This is a genomic window from Lacinutrix chionoecetis (genome assembly GCF_053604665.1).
Genome location: NZ_JBSHNQ010000081.1, coordinates 64,290 through 79,702, shown reverse-complemented (window position 1 = coordinate 79,702; position 15,413 = coordinate 64,290). Strand labels below are relative to the sequence as shown.

The following is a 15,413-nucleotide window of genomic DNA, read 5'->3' as shown; positions in this document are numbered from 1 at the left end:
GTAGAAAATTACATACGTGTAACCTTCTCGATACCATTAATTTTTTTCAGATTATCCATTACTTTTTTTAGTAACGTCTTGTTTTTTACACTTACGTTAATTTTACCCGAGAAAATGCCATGATCACTTTGAAAGCTAATGCTCGTCATGTTTACATTCATATTTTCTGAAATAATTTTTGTAATATCATTAACCAGACCTAAATTATCAAGACCTGAAAGTAAAATATTGGCGTGGTATTCTTGCTTAGAAGAATCAATCCATTTGGCATGCATAATCCTGTAGGCATAGTTAGATTGCATACTAAGCGCGTTCGGGCAGTTTTTTTTATGGACTTTTATGCCTTCATTAATGGTTAAAAACCCAAATACTGGATCACCAGGAATAGGATTACAACATGTTGCTAATTTGTAATCTAAGGTTTCCTCTTCTTTTCCAAACACCAGCATATCGTAATTGCTGGTAATCTCGTCTTTTTCTAATTCTTCTTTAGAAACTGTGTTTTTACGTGTAATTTTATTTTTCAGGAAGCTTACTAATGCATTGCTTCGTGAAGCAGCATATTCTTTAAGCATAACGTTACTAATGCTGCCAATACCCACACGATAGAATAAATCTAAACTTGTTTTAAGTTTAAAATGATTAACCATTTCGTTAACCGATTTTTCGTTGAGCGTTATTTTAAGCTGCTTTAGTTTTCTGCGTAAAATTTCCTTGCCTTCCTCTGCAATAATTTTTTCGTCTTCGCGCAGTAACGATTTAATTTTGCTTCGCGCACGAGAAGTAGTGGCATAATCTAACCAGTTTGGATTTGGTTTTACGTTATCGCTGGTTAAAATATCTACTTGATCTCCACTATTAAGCTCATGACTAAGCGGTACGAGCTTTCCATTAACCTTTGCGCCACGTGTTTTCATACCAACTTCTGTATGAATACTAAATGCAAAATCTAAAGGTGTTGCTCCTTTGGGTAATGATTTTAAATCTCCTTTTGGCGTAAAAACAAAAATTTCCTTAGAGTAGAGGTTAAGTTTAAATTCCTCTACAAAATCTACAGCATTGGTTGATGGATTTTCAAGGGCTTCCTGCAGCCTGTTTATCCACATGTCAAGATTATCTTCCTTGTTGTCGTGGTTTTTGTATTTATAGTGCGCGGCATAGCCTTTTTCGGCAATCTCGTTCATTCGCTCACTTCTAATTTGTACTTCTACCCAGCGTCCTTTAGGTCCCATAACTGTAATGTGCAAGGCTTCGTAACCCGTGGATTTTGGAGACGAAATCCAATCGCGTAGTCGTGTAGGATTTGGTCTGAAGTGATCGGTTACAACCGAATATATTTTCCAAGCTAAGAATTTTTCATTTTCCTTATCAGATTTATAAATAATTCTTACTGCAAATTTATCGTAAACTTCATCGTAGGACACGCCTTGTTTTTCCATTTTTCTTTTAATTGAAAAAATAGATTTTGGACGTCCTTTTATTTCATAATTTAAATTTTCTTTATCGAGAGAGGTCTTTATAACGTTATTAAACTCTCTTATGTAAGCATCTTGATCTTGCTTACTTTCTTTCATTTTAAGTAAAATATCGTTGTAAACTTCGGGCTCTGTATATTTTAAACTTAAATCTTCGAGTTCGGTTTTAATATTATACAGCCCAATTCTATGTGCCAAAGGTGCATAGATATAAAGAGTTTCGCTTGCAATTTTAACCTGCTTATCTCCACGCATAGAATCCATGGTTTGCATGTTATGAAGTCTATCGGCTATTTTAATAATTATAACCCGTACGTCGTCATTTAGGGTAAGCAACATTTTTCTAAAATTCTCTGCTTGTAACGAGACGTCCATATCTTTCTCCTTGCTTAAAGAAGAAATTTTGGTTAAGCCATCAACAATTCTGGCAATGGTTTCGCCAAATAGTCGCTCGATATCTTTAATGGCGTAATCTTCATTGTCTTCAACAACATCGTGAAGTAGTGCGGCTGCAATAGAAGTGGCATCTAATCCTATTTCTGATGCGACAATACGTGCCACAGCGATAGGGTGAAATATATATGCTTCACCACTTTTTCGGCGTTGTTTTTTATGCGCATCTACAGCTACTTCAAAGGCTTTTCGAATTAGCTTTTTATCTTCTGTAGAAAGAGATGTGTAACTAACTTTTAAAAGGTCTTTGTAGGCTTTTGCAATGGCTGCATTTTCATTTTCAATTTCTATTGCTGTCATAGTAGAATTAAAAATAATAATTAAAAACGAATGCGCAAGGTGTTTTGTTATTTTTTAAATGAAGTAGTAACTACTTTATTTAAAATGAAACAGTATAGATTTAATCTTCTTTATACACTTCCATTTGTATGCCTAAACCATAATTGTTTAAGCCTACTTTTAGCAAATTAGAGTTGCTAATGTTTTCTTTATCGAAAAGCACCCATTTTCCACCATCTAAAAACACGCGCTTTACGTAAGTTCTTTTTTCGGAAATCTCATCTGTAAAAGGTAAAAGCGGTCTAAACGTAGTAGAAACTTTTACAATACCACGTTTTGTTTTAATCTCCTGGTATTTCTTATTGGGTAGTAGTTTTCCATTATCGTCTGTATAACCAAGTACCTGAAGTGATATAAATAAGCCATCTTTAGGCATATAAACATCGTGAGCAGTAACATCGAGGTCTATAATTTTGTCGTTTTTTTCATTAGCTATAAATACCACCTTATCATACGTTAAAACGTCTCCAGGTAAGCCGTTGTTGTTTTTATAAAAATTAACTTTAAACAGTGTTGAAAACGGTCTCTTGTCCGAGGTTTTTCGTTTTCGTTTTTCCCAGTCTTTAGCTTCCACTTTAATAGGAATTTGTAAACTGGAGATACGCTTGGTTTCGGGAGAAGTGTTGGGAAAAAATACGGCAATTTCACTTTCAATAGTTGGAAGCCAGCATTTATAATAATCGTCGTGAAGTGTGGGTTTAATTTTTTCTAATTTAAATTTTCCGCGAGGCTTAGTTAAAAACACTTCATCAAGTGTGTTTATACTTGCTTTCATAACAATAGTGGATGGTAAATCTTGGGTTGCAAGTTTTAAATCTGTATAACCAATGGCTGAAATAAATAGCGAATCGATGTCCTTATATAATTTTTTTGTGAAATAAAATTTACCATCGTCGTCTGCAAAAAGCCCGTTACCATTACCAAAAGAGATGGTAGCATAGGAGACAGGTTCTTGGGTGTCGGACAAAATAGTAGTGTTTTGGGCTAAACTATATAGCGAAGCAAAACAAAATAAAATAGATGTTATTTGTTTAATCATATTTTAAATATAACAAATTTAATACCAACGTTTTTTCTTCTTTTTAGAAGCTTCACTTTTACGTCCTTTTTTATACTTGGAACCTTGCTTTTTGTGCACAGGAGGCTTTGCTTTTGGGTCTAATGGATAAGGGTGTTCTTCTACTATATCTAACTGTAAATTTATAAGTTGTTGTATTGTTTTTATATATTCTTTTTCGTCTGCAGAACAAAAAGAATAGGCTGTACCTGTATTTCCTGCTCTTGCAGTTCTACCAATTCTGTGTACGTAGGTTTCTGGTACGTTAGGCATATCGAAATTAATAACAGCATCTACATTATCTATATCAATACCACGTGCTGCAACATCTGTTGCGATTAAAATATTTACTTCGTTATTTTTGAATCTGTTTAAAGCTTCCTGTCTTAAGGTCTGGCTTTTATCGCCATGAATACTATCTGCTTTGTAATTGTTTTTAAGAAGTGTTTTTTCTAATTTATCTACACCATATTTTGTTCTTCTAAATATAATAATTCTACCTTTAATGGTGTTACGCAGTAAGTGTAAACATAACTCAATTTTTTTAGGTTTTGGAACGTAATACAAAGCCTGATTTACGTTTTTAGAGGTTGAAGAATTCTGGGAAACTTCAACCCGTTTGGGCTTATTTAAAATAGTTTCTGCCAATTGCTCTACTTTGTAAGGCATAGTTGCCGAAAAAAGTAGAATTTGCTTTTCGGCAGGACAGAGTCTTTCAATTTTTTTAACATCGTCTATAAAGCCCATATCGAGCATTAAATCGGCTTCGTCTAAAACCAATGTTTCAACGTAATCTAAATTTATAATATCTTGTTTGTGTAAATCGAGTAGTCTTCCTGGTGTGGCAATTAAAATATCGACACCTTTTCGTAAGATATCCTTTTGTGGTTCTATGGAAGCACCACCAAAAACTACTGTAGAGCGTAAGTTGGTATAGGTAGAATATTCCTGAAAATTTTCCTGAATCTGAATTGCCAATTCTCGTGTTGGACTTACAATTAGCGCTCGCACTTTCTTTTTATTCTTTGCTGCATCCTGCTTATCGTATAACAATTGTAAAATAGGCAACGCAAACGCTGCAGTTTTACCAGTTCCTGTTTGGGCAGAAGCAATTACATCTTTTTTGTCTAAAACTAACGGAATGGTGCGTTCTTGAATTAGGGTTGGGTTATCGTAACCTTTTTCGGCAATTGCACGTAGTAAAGGTTTGTTTAGTTTTAGGTCTTTAAATGACATGAGTATAAGTTTGCTACAAAGGTAGTTTTTTTAGCATCCATTTTATTTTATTAAAAAGATAAATCTTGTAGCCTCTATTTGACAGGCACTTTTAAAACCTCTATAGTATAAGTAGCCACAATATCCTCATCAATTTTTAAATGTACATCGTAGTATCCTTTGCGTTTAAACTTATAATTAAATGATATGTTACCGTTTTCATTTTTAAAATTATATATGTTTAATACATGCGTATTGCCTCCCGTAATTTCTACTAAAGACACCTTTTTTTTAGTACTGTCTTTTATGGCTTTAAACACCCAATTAATTTCCTCATTTCTTTTTACCGTAAAATCCATTTTCTCTGGTGTTACAGGAATTACTTTATGTTTAAATGTTTCGCCATAAACCAGAGGAGGCGCTTGGTATGCTACATTTTTTAAAGTATCTTTAAGTAGCCATTTACTATCAATTGGGTGATGATTTTTAGAAAATAGATCAGGGTCTGTTAAAAAATAACCATCATTATAATCGTTGGTAAAAATGTTTTCTTCGGTGGTGTAACCACTTGACCATGTTGCATCGCACAAATACCATTTGTTATTTAATTTAACGGCATTCCAGGAATGGTTTGTAGCTTCAAGCTCTTCTACATTAGAAGTAGCAGAACGTCCATAGCCATCTATAATTTCACATTCGATATTGGCGAAAAAACACAATTCCTTAATTAAGTAAGCATAACCCGTACACATTGTTTTTTTTTGATTAATTAATGTGCTGAAAGCGGTTTTCTTATACTTATTATTCCAATTAACATAAGCAATACTGTCGTTTTTAAACTGTCTTTGTTTTTTACTTACTTTCTCATTTTGAAAATAATCGCCTTCAATATTATTACAAACCCAGGTGTAAATGGCTCTAAATTTTTCAACTTTAGTAGGAAGTTTATATGTTAATTTATGAGCCAATACAGGAAGGTTCTTTAAGTCGCTACCCTTATTTAGTTTTGCTACATTATCTGCAATGGTAAAATCTATAGTTTTAAAGTCTGAGATTTGAGCAATAGCAGAGGTGAATAACAAAAAGGCAAATAGAGGAAGTAGGTTTTTCATAGAAATTTTATTTTTTTCTATTGGATTTGTACACTTCTTTAACTGCTACTTTTCCCATAATAATAACAGGATCTAATTTCATATTTATTTCTAAAGCTATGTTTGAAGCTGACTCTTTATCTTTAATGGTTAGTTTTTGCGATTCCATACCAACGTAGCTAAAAACTAAAACGTCTCCTTTTTTAAGTTTTTCTGGAAAAACAAAATTACCATTAATGTCTGTTACAGTTCCAATGTCGGTACCTTCTAAAACAACATTTACTCCTGGTATTGCATCTAAATCGTCCGAAACGTTTCCTTGTACAAGAAATTTATCTTGTAGTGGTACACTCATTTCTGTTTTAGTAGTTTGATTTCTGGTATCTTGAGCCTGTGACAGATTTATTGAAAATAAAGCTAAACAGGCTAAACCAACACCACTTAAAACGCCGTAAGTTTTAGGTTTTAATTGCTGAGTGTCTAGTTGCCCAGCCTTAAATCTTCCGCAAGTGTTTTGTGTGTTTTTAGTGCTAAAATATTTGTTAATGTCCTCTTTTTTCATAGTTGTAAAGTCTATAACTTCCTTGTCGCAAGCATTACAAAAACCACCGTTGGCAGTTGCAGTAAATGAGTTAAAATCTTCTTGACAAGGTGTGTTGATGTTTAACGTAAATGCATTTTTCATGATATATAGTTTTATAGTTATTATACTCCAAACCTATACATCTATTAACTATTATAAAATGAGGAGTTAGTAAACACTCCATTTTAATGAGTGTAATGCCTCTTTTAATGAGTTAACACTATTAAGATAAGATAAAAAAATAGTTTTACTAACGCATCCATTCACAAATTATGGATTATTAGTGCGATTTTAAAATCTTAATTACCTATTAACTAAAATTATTGCTTGTAATACCAAAAAGGAATGTTGGCAACTTTGTATTGTATTGTAGAATCTGTTTTTCTATATTTTTGAGCGCGTTCTATTTGTAATAAATGTTTACCTTCTTTAAGGTCTTTAATATCTAAAACAGTTTCAAAGCCTAATTGATCAAGCCTATTGAGTGTTAAAATAAAATCAAAATCTGTGTACGTAACCGAATCAATTTTTATTGTGTGTATGCTCTTTAAGGTCTTTAAATATTCGGTTTTAATGCTATCTATGTTTATTGTTTTTTCAGTGTCATTCATACTTATAGAAAAAGCTAAACCTGAAGAAATACCACGAGTATCCTTATTTGGTTTTAAAGATGAATTAAAGGCGAAAACATCATCTTCTATAGGGTCTGAAAATTCTAAAAAGATTTTTAAATACGATTTTTCAATGATTTTAGACGGTATTGAAGCCTTGCTTAGAAAGTCACCTTTTTCAATAATTAAGTCGTCGTAATTATATTTATCGGCAAAATTCACTGAAGAATCTACATCGATGCTTAGATAATTGGATCTTTCATAATTTAATGTGGTTAAAAAAATTATTAACACATATAACGGAATAAGGAAAATACTCAAACGCCTGCCAAATTTATTGTCTAAAAAATTATAGACTAAAGGTCTATATAAAAAGGACAGTGTTATAAAACTAAAAAGCCAATAAAATGGAAAATACATGACAGCTGTCCATCTCTTTTTCTTTAAAAACCCTTGGGTTAAAAAGTCTATTAAATTTAAAATAATTCCAAATAACACAATAATAATGAGTATGCTGCCTGTAACAGACAATAATGGATTACTACCATTTTCGCTATTGGAAATAAAAAATGTCCAAGCTATTAACGCTATTAATCCTAAAGAAAGAAACACAGATACCACATAAAAAACAAGCAAAAATGACAGAGCAAATAATATACTACAATAATTCTCAAGTCTTGCAATGTACTTATCGAAAGAACCAATGCGTTTTCTTAGATGCTTATCGAATATAGGAGCGTATTTTAACTTTTTGTAGTCTATATCTCCCGAAACATAACGTAATCCTAATGCACCAATCCATAAACCTCTTAAAACGACGTGCACAATGAGTGTAAACATTAAAATTGAGCATGATATTAATGCGACAGTAAAAACAAACATTAATAAACTTTGTCCTTCGTTTTGAAACGTATTATGGTAAATTTCTAATGGCGCAATTGCTTGAGATAACCCATAAATAGCAAAACCCGAAATAATAAGTTCTAATTGCCAGCTCTCTTGCTGGAGTTTGTCTAACCATTCTTTAAAACGTATGGAATTGTAGTGGTTCTTCATAGTTACATACCAAATTGCAGGAATAATAAAATTAAAACTACAATTAATAAAATAAAAATAACAATATTTTTTACTCTAGAGGGTTTGCTTTTTATAACATGACTGCCTTTAAAATCCCTGTCTTTATTTTTTACAATAGCATTCCTTTTTTTTAACTTAGGTTCTACAATTGTGTTGTCTATTCCATCAAAAAAACTTGGGTCGTCGCTAAGCGAATCGACAATATCTTTAGACTTTTTTAAGCCCAGATTAGTTTCTTCCTTTATATATTTTATGGCTTGTATCTTATCATTGTTATGTATAAGATGAAGCAACTTATGTTTATCTAATTGGATACCATTAATGGTAATATGTTCACTCATTTTATGACTATTTAGTTGCGTTGTTTAACGCATTTAACCCTCCAACAATTGGTAAAATTAAATGTGTTTTGTCTAAATCGATTGTTAATTCTGTCCCTGGTTTAGGATGTAGTGTAAACTCTTTATCGCTTGAGAATATAACTAGTCCAATTTGCTGTCCGGCTTTTATAATCTGGTCGTCTGGCTGTAATTTAAAAGTTACTTTATAAAACTTGTCTTTTTTTAATGGCTCACTTTCGGTTAGCGATTTATAATTTTGAGGGTCTGCCCAACCACGAGTTATAATATTATCTGTAATGACTTTCGAGTCCTCATCGTAAGGAAGTGAAACCAGCCAAACCGATAGGTTTGCAGCAACTTTACTACTCGAGAGGGTTATAGTAACCTCGCTTTCACCAGAAATATGAAGCGCTTCTTTTAATATTGGTGTGGCATATAACAAGCGGTTTTTAGAACTTGTAGCTTGAGCGTGCGCTTTGCCAGAGATATTAAAATCGTCAATTAACGTTTCGGTTTTTTGTTTTTTGCTTTGAGTGGTTGTTAAAGCGCCAATATTATTTCCGCCTTGGTTTAAATACAATGTTACATTTTCTGCCTTCGGATTTGGATACGCATCGTAAGCAGTTGGCTCGTCCCGTTTATCGTTTTCTCTAACAATCCACACCTTTTTATCGTTTTCCACATTATTTTCAATACCATGCAAATAGCGTGTAAACCAACGATTCATCATTGTTAATGGTGGTGGTCCACCATGTCCATTCTGGTGGTAATATAATTGTGTAGATAATCCCATTGCTGTAGCTTTCTGATAAATTCTATTGCTGTGTTCTGGCATAACGTTCCAATCGTTAAAACCATGAGACATTAGCAAGGCCGCTTTCATTGGAGCCATTTGGTTTAAGTAATCCCGATTGTTCCAGAAGTCGTTTAAATCTCCTGTTTGTCTGTCCATACCATTTTTCATTTCGGTATCTCTTATCCTTTTATTATTGCCTTCACGTTTCTCTTCTGCACCACTGTGTACAAAGTCGTAAAGTACATCTATGTCCTCGCCCAAATAACCTCCTGGCGAACGCACCAAACCGTTAGAACGGTAGTAATGGTAAGACGATGTATTTGGTGCAATTGGTATAATAGCCTCTAAGCCCTCAACACCTGTTGTTGCAGCGGCTAATGGTAACGTTCCGTTGTACGATGTTCCTGTCATGCCCACTTTTCCGGTAGACCAAAAGGCTTCCACAGGCTCATTACCATCTCTTTCTGTAAACCCTTTTGCTCTGCCACATAACCAATCTATAACTGCTTTTGGTGCTAAAGCTTCATTAGGGCCACCAATAGTTGGAGCACCATCCGAGAGACCAGTGCCGGGAGAAGAAGAATGTACTACAATATAACCACGTGGCACCCATTTTAAAATATGAGAATTCGATATAATAGGACGTTTTCCTATGCGTTTCACTTCTGGATGCACGCGCTCTTTTCCAATTTCGCCAAGTTCATGCTGTACATCCCACATCACACCAGGAAGGTCTGCGGCTACACCAGCAAAATAAGGGCTGGTAACATAAATAACGGGTAATTTTAGACCTTGAGTATCTGTTTGTTTTGGTCGCGTTACTGCAACATGTATACGGTCTGGTTTGCCATCTTCGTCTGTATCGAAACTGGTTTCTACCCATAGATCGTGTCTAATCCAATCTTCAGCACTACTAAAACCTTCAACTATCTGTGCTTCTCCGTTTTCGAAAACAGGAATGGTTTTATCTTGCGAAAAACCAGAAATAGCTGTTAAAAACAGGATTGAAAATAACTTAATTATGTTTTGACTCTTCATCATAATAACTGCTTGTAATAATTTCTTGGTACAAGTTAGTTATTTTTCCCGAATAGGGAAGTAGCTGTGTATTTAGGAAATTATAAAAAATAAAAACTATAAAATAGAATTTAAAGCTCGGTATATTGATGCTTTAATTTCTGTTTTCATACTATTTTTTGAAGCAAATTTCTGATTGACCTCTATTTCTATACCCAAATAGTGCTTAGGGAATTGTTTTCTTAAGTAGGTGGTAAATCCATCTGCTTTTCCCAGATACGGATAGTTAAACCTAATTTTTAAGTTAGAATTTTCTTTTAATAGTTGCGCTTTTATTTTTTTGCAGATTTGCTTTTCTTCGTCTTTTGAATAATCAAAGAGCAGACCAATAGCACAATTTCTAATATCTCCGTTTAGTTGTGGTGTGAAGCTATGAACTGAAATATGAAGCACAGAAATACCATTTGCAATCTCTTTTTTAATACTGTTTTCAACTAAAGTCCTGTAAGGTTTGTAATAGGCTTCAATAATTTCAGCTTTTTTATTATCAGGTAATTTTTTTGTAAATTCTGAAAACAATTGAGGGTGATGTAGCGACCGATTTAACTCTACCAATAACCTGCTTGTTGTGCTAAAATACGAAGCATGAGACAATGGTTTTAAATGTTGAAATAAATCCAGAGCACCCAAATCGTAAGCACGGTGTGTTTTTAAAATTTTATTATTGGTGAAGTGTTTTTTGTACACCTTAGGAATATCGTTGCCTCCATGTTCGCAGGTTAATATAAGTTTCACGGTTTAAATAGCTCGTTAGTTTGTAAAGACTGTTGCATATTACTATAAACTGAAATAATATGTGCTTGAGAAGTATTATTTGCAATAGCTTTAAGTAAACGTGTTGCTAAAGTGCCTTCTTCTAAAATAAATTCAATTACTGGATGATGTTTAATATGTAGTGTTGGCTTAACTTTTTCATACAGGTGATTCCAAATGTCACCCACAGTTGCAGGAGCTGTTATTTGAAATAATTTTAAATATTCTAAATTGTCAATTGTACTATGTTCAGCAAATTTTATGGCATCATTTAAAATAAAAAATAAATCTTCTTTTACCCATGACTTCTGATCTTTTAATGAACATAATTCTTTGTTAACCAATGTCTTTAGCACTTCAATAACCAAAGCACAAATAGCAATATCTGCTTTAGGGCATTCTTGAATATCCATCAAACGTATTTCAATAGCACTTCTATCGAAACGAGCAATAGCACCACGAGAGTTTAAAAAATGCTGGTCTAAAATATTATTTTTATCGTAAGGTTTTATTGCTTTCTTAATAGGCTCAAACACGGTAGCATGGTAATCTAATTTCGAGAACACACGCTCTGGTATTACCAAACCAGTTAATTCTGGAATTTCCTTTTGGTTGGTTTTGTAAAACTCCAGCCTGGTGTCTTTAAAACCTGTAATTTTACTCTCTAAAATTGGCGAGCTGGCACAAAGTCCTGGTAATAAGGGTAAAATTATACGAATAGCAGCATGCAGTTTTTCGAATTCTGCATCGTCATAAAACGGCAAATTAATGTGAGTGCTTTGTACATTGCTCCAGCCATGACCTTTACAATTGAAAATAGTATTGTAAAGCGCATAAACTTCGCTGTAGCTGTGTTTCCATAATTGCGTGTGTGTGTCTGGATGCATTAGTGGGTGCGAAGCAGAACCCAAAAGTGCAAGGTTTAAAGGCTTTAATATTGCATCAATTTCTATAATGTTTTTATGAAATTTTTCTGCCAAATCATCCGTGCTTGTTGTAGGTCCATTGGTTTTTAATTCTATAACGTGAGCTACAAGTTCGTTGCTCCACGCTATGTCGCCATTGTCTATATCTGCTACTAATTTTCCAGCTTTTTTAGTTAATAATTCATCTACTTGTGGCGCTACTTTAAAAGTATTATTATTAACAAGCATGTACTCGAGCTCAATACCGTAAACGTCGAATAGGTGATAGGGTTTTTTCATATTTAATCTAAACGTTTTTTTAATGCTGAAAGAATTTCGGTATAAACCAAATCGCCATAATAGGCATCTTCCACGCCAAAATCAATATTTGGGTTGTCGTTAATTTCAATAACCATTAGTTTATTTTCTACAACTTTAATGTCAATTCCATAAAGCCCTAATCCCATTAATTTAGCGGTTTTTAATGCCATATCAATAACGTTTTTTGGTACTTCCTCAATGGGTAAACAATCGGCGTCTCCATCTTGATCGTTTTTATTGGTTGCTTTCCAATTATAAATCTGCCAATGGCCTTTTGCCATATAATATCTGCAAGCGTAAAATGGTTTGTTATCAATAATGCCTATGCGCCAATCGTAATCTGAAGGACAAAACTCCTGAGCAATTATTAAGTCAGATTCTTTAAGCATGTCGGTTACTAACTCATCGTATTCCTCTTTTGTTTTAGCTTTTTTTACACCAAAAGAAAACGTAGAATCAGGTGCTTTTAAAACACAAGGTAATCCTGTCTGTTCCAAAACCATATTTCTGTTGTTGCTATGCACAATTACAGTTGTTGGTGTGGCAATATTGGCATTATTTAAAGCTTCTGCCATATAAACCTTATTACAGCATTTTAAAATGGCATCTGGATAATCGATAATAGCAATACCTTCTTGTTGCGCTTTTCTGGCAAAGGTGTAAGCTTCATTATTAACTTCGGTACTCTGCCTTAAAAATAAAGCATCAAAAGAAGAGAGACGTGATAAGTCTTTGGGCTCAATAATTTCGGCATAAATGTTCATTTTTTCAGCAATTTCCACAAACTTTTTTAAAGCTTTAGCATTGCTTGGAGGCGCTGGATCGTTTGGGTTCACCAGTATAGCCAGATCAAAATCGTAATTGGTAACCTTTGCTGTGTCGTACCGTTTTTTTGCAAAATATTGATTAGCAAATTCATGCACGCTTGAGAGGTGTTCTAAGGGAATTTCAGATTCTGAAATCGCCTTAACACTCTGTATGTTCCACTTGGTAGTGTGGTTAAAATTAACCCTTAAAAAAGGTACTTGAAAGTGCTTGTAAAATAAAGCGCTTAGGTTCTTATATTTCTGTGCAACATTTTGTCCAAAATAGATACTTAACGTAAAGTCTTGGGATTTAATGTTCTTTAAGCTTTGTTGTATAACATCATCAAACTCATCTGAAACGATACGAACAAGTTTTAAAGCTTTAAGGTCCACAATATTCTTAGTGGTGGGAATTGGCAAATGTCCTCTGGCTTCTGCCAAGAGTGATACGTAATATCCTTTAGATTGGTACGAGTAATCCTTACACAAATTAAAAATTCGTGCATTTTTTAATAAAGAATACTTAGGATTGGTAAGATAATCTTGTGAGGAAATTACTGTAATATTATCAATTAAAAAGTGCCACTTTTCTGGTTGATTTACAACAATGTATTTATTCATTTAGAGCGCAATACGCTATTAAAATTTTAAGTAAATGTATGTTATTTTTTAATTGCTTTTACAGGAATCAAAAAAATATTTTTTATGTTGTTTTAAACTACTTATGGTTGAATTTTTCGTCCTTTATATTATAAAATAAAAACAGCGCAAGTTGTAACTTGCGCTGTTAAAAAAAGGCTATTAATCTCCAGTGTTTTGTTTGAGAATTTAATATTTTAATAATTAAATCCCTTTAAGTTTGCTTAGGCAAGAACGGTTATCTCTTTAATATTTTTAGTTTTTTCTACATCTATTTCAAATTGTTTGGAAGTGTTATTTTCTCCACTCGCTTTCAATGCTTTGTCTCCTGCAAAGAACGATTTATGATCATCACCAAGATCCGATCCAGCCATTCTTTGATGTTTTACACAAGAAACTCCTTTTCTAATTTCTTGTCTTTGAACTCCTTTTACATACGCCAACATACCATCTTCACCAAAATAACCCTGTGTTAAATCATTCATATGAAGTGCTGTGGTATGATAGGTTGGTAGTGTGATTAAATGATGAAAAATACCAGCTTCTCTTGCCGCATCTGTTTGAAATGTTTTAATTTTCACATCTGCCCGATAACATAATTCTGAACCATCATACTCTGTAGCCATTAAATTATTTCTATCGTAAGCAGTCATATTTTCCCCTTCTGCGAGCATGTCATCATAGGCCTGATTGCGGAAGTTTAAAGTCCAATTAAATGAAGGTGAGTTATTGTAAACCAATTTAGCATTAGGTATCACTTTCTTAACCCTGTTCACCATTGTTGCTATTTGTTTTACATTTGGAGTTGGTGTTTCAATCCATAGTAGGTCTGCTCCATTTTGAAGACTTGTAATGCAATCTAACACTACACGATCTATATTTGATCCATTTTTAAACTTATATAATCCGTTTGCTAAACGTACAGGACGTACCAATTTACCATCTCTCTTTAATAATACATCATCCTCTTTAGCATCATGAATATTAATTTCTTCAGCCTCTACGAAAGCTAAATATTGAGACGCTAAATCTCCTGGTTCTTGGCTAACTGGCAGCTTTTGTGTTAAACCAGCACCTTCGGAATCTGTTCTTGCTACAATAATCCCTTCATCTACACCCAATTCTAAAAATGCATACCTAATAGCATTTAGTTTTGCAATAAAATCTTCGTGTGGTACTGTAACTTTACCGTCTTGATGTCCACATTGTTTTGCATCAGATACTTGGTTTTCAATTTGAATGGCACAAGCTCCTGCTTCAATCATTTTTTTTGTTAATAAGTATGTTGCTTCTTCATTGCCAAAACCGGCATCAATATCTGCAATTATAGGAACTATATGTGTTTCAAAATTATCTATTTTATCCTGTACATCTTCTCCATTTTCTAATCTCTTAAATAAATCATTTAATTCTATGGCATCTGCTTGGCGTAAAAAATCGTAAATTTCTGATATTAAGTTTGGTACGGCAGTTTTTTCGTGCATAGATTGGTCTGGTAATGGACCAAATTCAGAACGTAATGCAGCGACCATCCAACCCGAAAGATATAGATACCTTTTATTAGTAGTTTTGTGATGTTTTTTAACTGCAATCATTTTTTGCTGTGCCACAAATCCATGCCAGCAACCTAAAGATTGGGTGTAGTTTGTTGTATCTGCATCATAATCGGCCATATCTTTTCTCATTATAGCAGCAGTATATTTAGCGATATCTAAACCAGTTTTAAAGCGATTTTGAGTCGCCATTCTCGCTGCGTTTTCTGGATTTATTGTATTCCAAGTCTTTCCATACTTTGCTTTGAGATTTTTTACTGTTTCTAAAGCAGAGCTATAATTACTTTGTGCTAAATTTTTCATAATTTTGTGTTTAATTAT

The 15,413-nt window shown here is 33.4% G+C and carries 12 protein-coding genes; all 12 read right to left on the bottom strand.

Features of this window, described 5'->3' with window-relative positions:
• Positions 1-8: 8 nt before the first annotated feature.
• The 12 genes from ACVC43_RS08855 to ACVC43_RS08800 all read right to left on the bottom strand — a co-directional run bounded on the left by ACVC43_RS08855 (position 9) and on the right by ACVC43_RS08800 (position 15,395).
• Positions 9-2,228 carry a RelA/SpoT family protein gene (locus tag ACVC43_RS08855; protein WP_452224149.1) on the bottom strand — a complete coding sequence of 740 codons (2,220 nt, stop codon included), beginning with the start codon at positions 2,226-2,228 and terminating at the stop codon, positions 9-11.
• Between the two features lie 100 nt (positions 2,229-2,328).
• Positions 2,329-3,306 (bottom strand): hypothetical protein, encoded by a 978-nt coding sequence (locus ACVC43_RS08850; protein WP_452224148.1) that lies wholly within the window; start codon positions 3,304-3,306, stop codon positions 2,329-2,331.
• Between the two features lie 18 nt (positions 3,307-3,324).
• Positions 3,325-4,560 (bottom strand): DEAD/DEAH box helicase, encoded by a 1,236-nt coding sequence (locus tag ACVC43_RS08845; RefSeq protein ID WP_452224147.1) that lies wholly within the window; start codon positions 4,558-4,560, stop codon positions 3,325-3,327.
• 74 nt (positions 4,561-4,634) lie between these two features.
• Positions 4,635-5,651, bottom strand: a complete 1,017-nt coding sequence (locus ACVC43_RS08840; RefSeq protein WP_452224146.1) for a transglutaminase domain-containing protein — start codon at positions 5,649-5,651, stop codon at positions 4,635-4,637.
• A gap of 7 nt (positions 5,652-5,658) precedes the next feature.
• The gene (locus tag ACVC43_RS08835; protein ID WP_452224145.1) at positions 5,659-6,315 is read right to left on the bottom strand and encodes a carboxypeptidase-like regulatory domain-containing protein; all 657 of its coding nucleotides are present in this window, start codon (positions 6,313-6,315) and stop codon (positions 5,659-5,661) included.
• A gap of 218 nt (positions 6,316-6,533) precedes the next feature.
• Positions 6,534-7,880 (bottom strand): hypothetical protein, encoded by a 1,347-nt coding sequence (locus tag ACVC43_RS08830; protein ID WP_452224144.1) that lies wholly within the window; start codon positions 7,878-7,880, stop codon positions 6,534-6,536.
• Positions 7,881-7,882: 2 nt separating this feature from the next.
• On the bottom strand, positions 7,883-8,242 hold the full coding sequence (locus ACVC43_RS08825) for a ribosomal protein L7/L12 (protein ID WP_452224143.1): 360 nt from the start codon (positions 8,240-8,242) through the stop codon (positions 7,883-7,885).
• 7 nt (positions 8,243-8,249) lie between these two features.
• Positions 8,250-10,079: a Xaa-Pro dipeptidyl-peptidase gene (locus tag ACVC43_RS08820; protein WP_452224142.1), complete on the bottom strand. Its 1,830-nt coding sequence runs from the start codon at positions 10,077-10,079 to the stop codon at positions 8,250-8,252.
• A 93-nt stretch (positions 10,080-10,172) separates the two neighbouring features.
• The gene (locus ACVC43_RS08815; RefSeq protein ID WP_452224141.1) at positions 10,173-10,850 is read right to left on the bottom strand and encodes an N-formylglutamate amidohydrolase; all 678 of its coding nucleotides are present in this window, start codon (positions 10,848-10,850) and stop codon (positions 10,173-10,175) included.
• Positions 10,847-12,073 carry a carboxylate-amine ligase gene (locus ACVC43_RS08810; protein WP_452224140.1) on the bottom strand — a complete coding sequence of 409 codons (1,227 nt, stop codon included), beginning with the start codon at positions 12,071-12,073 and terminating at the stop codon, positions 10,847-10,849. The genes ACVC43_RS08815 and ACVC43_RS08810 overlap by 4 nt, the downstream gene beginning before the upstream one ends.
• A gap of 2 nt (positions 12,074-12,075) precedes the next feature.
• On the bottom strand, positions 12,076-13,521 hold the full coding sequence (locus tag ACVC43_RS08805; RefSeq protein WP_452224139.1) for a RimK family protein: 1,446 nt from the start codon (positions 13,519-13,521) through the stop codon (positions 12,076-12,078).
• A 242-nt stretch (positions 13,522-13,763) separates the two neighbouring features.
• The gene (locus ACVC43_RS08800) at positions 13,764-15,395 is read right to left on the bottom strand and encodes an isocitrate lyase (protein ID WP_452224138.1); all 1,632 of its coding nucleotides are present in this window, start codon (positions 15,393-15,395) and stop codon (positions 13,764-13,766) included.
• Positions 15,396-15,413: the final 18 nt, after the last annotated feature.

Excerpts from the sequence above, each read along its gene's own strand:
- ACVC43_RS08825 (WP_452224143.1), bottom strand. The coding sequence starts at position 8,242 with ATGAGTGAACATATTACCATTAATGGTATCCAATTAGATAAACATAAG.
- ACVC43_RS08845 (WP_452224147.1), bottom strand. The coding sequence starts at position 4,560 with ATGTCATTTAAAGACCTAAAACTAAACAAACCTTTACTACGTGCAATT.
- ACVC43_RS08810 (WP_452224140.1), bottom strand. The coding sequence starts at position 12,073 with ATGAAAAAACCCTATCACCTATTCGACGTTTACGGTATTGAGCTCGAG.
- ACVC43_RS08835 (WP_452224145.1), bottom strand. The coding sequence starts at position 6,315 with ATGAAAAATGCATTTACGTTAAACATCAACACACCTTGTCAAGAAGAT.
- ACVC43_RS08840 (WP_452224146.1), bottom strand. The coding sequence starts at position 5,651 with ATGAAAAACCTACTTCCTCTATTTGCCTTTTTGTTATTCACCTCTGCT.
- ACVC43_RS08805 (WP_452224139.1), bottom strand. The coding sequence starts at position 13,521 with ATGAATAAATACATTGTTGTAAATCAACCAGAAAAGTGGCACTTTTTA.
- ACVC43_RS08800 (WP_452224138.1), bottom strand. The coding sequence starts at position 15,395 with ATGAAAAATTTAGCACAAAGTAATTATAGCTCTGCTTTAGAAACAGTA.
- ACVC43_RS08850 (WP_452224148.1), bottom strand. The coding sequence starts at position 3,306 with ATGATTAAACAAATAACATCTATTTTATTTTGTTTTGCTTCGCTATAT.
- ACVC43_RS08830 (WP_452224144.1), bottom strand. The coding sequence starts at position 7,880 with ATGAAGAACCACTACAATTCCATACGTTTTAAAGAATGGTTAGACAAA.
- ACVC43_RS08855 (WP_452224149.1), bottom strand. The coding sequence starts at position 2,228 with ATGACAGCAATAGAAATTGAAAATGAAAATGCAGCCATTGCAAAAGCC.
- ACVC43_RS08820 (WP_452224142.1), bottom strand. The coding sequence starts at position 10,079 with ATGATGAAGAGTCAAAACATAATTAAGTTATTTTCAATCCTGTTTTTA.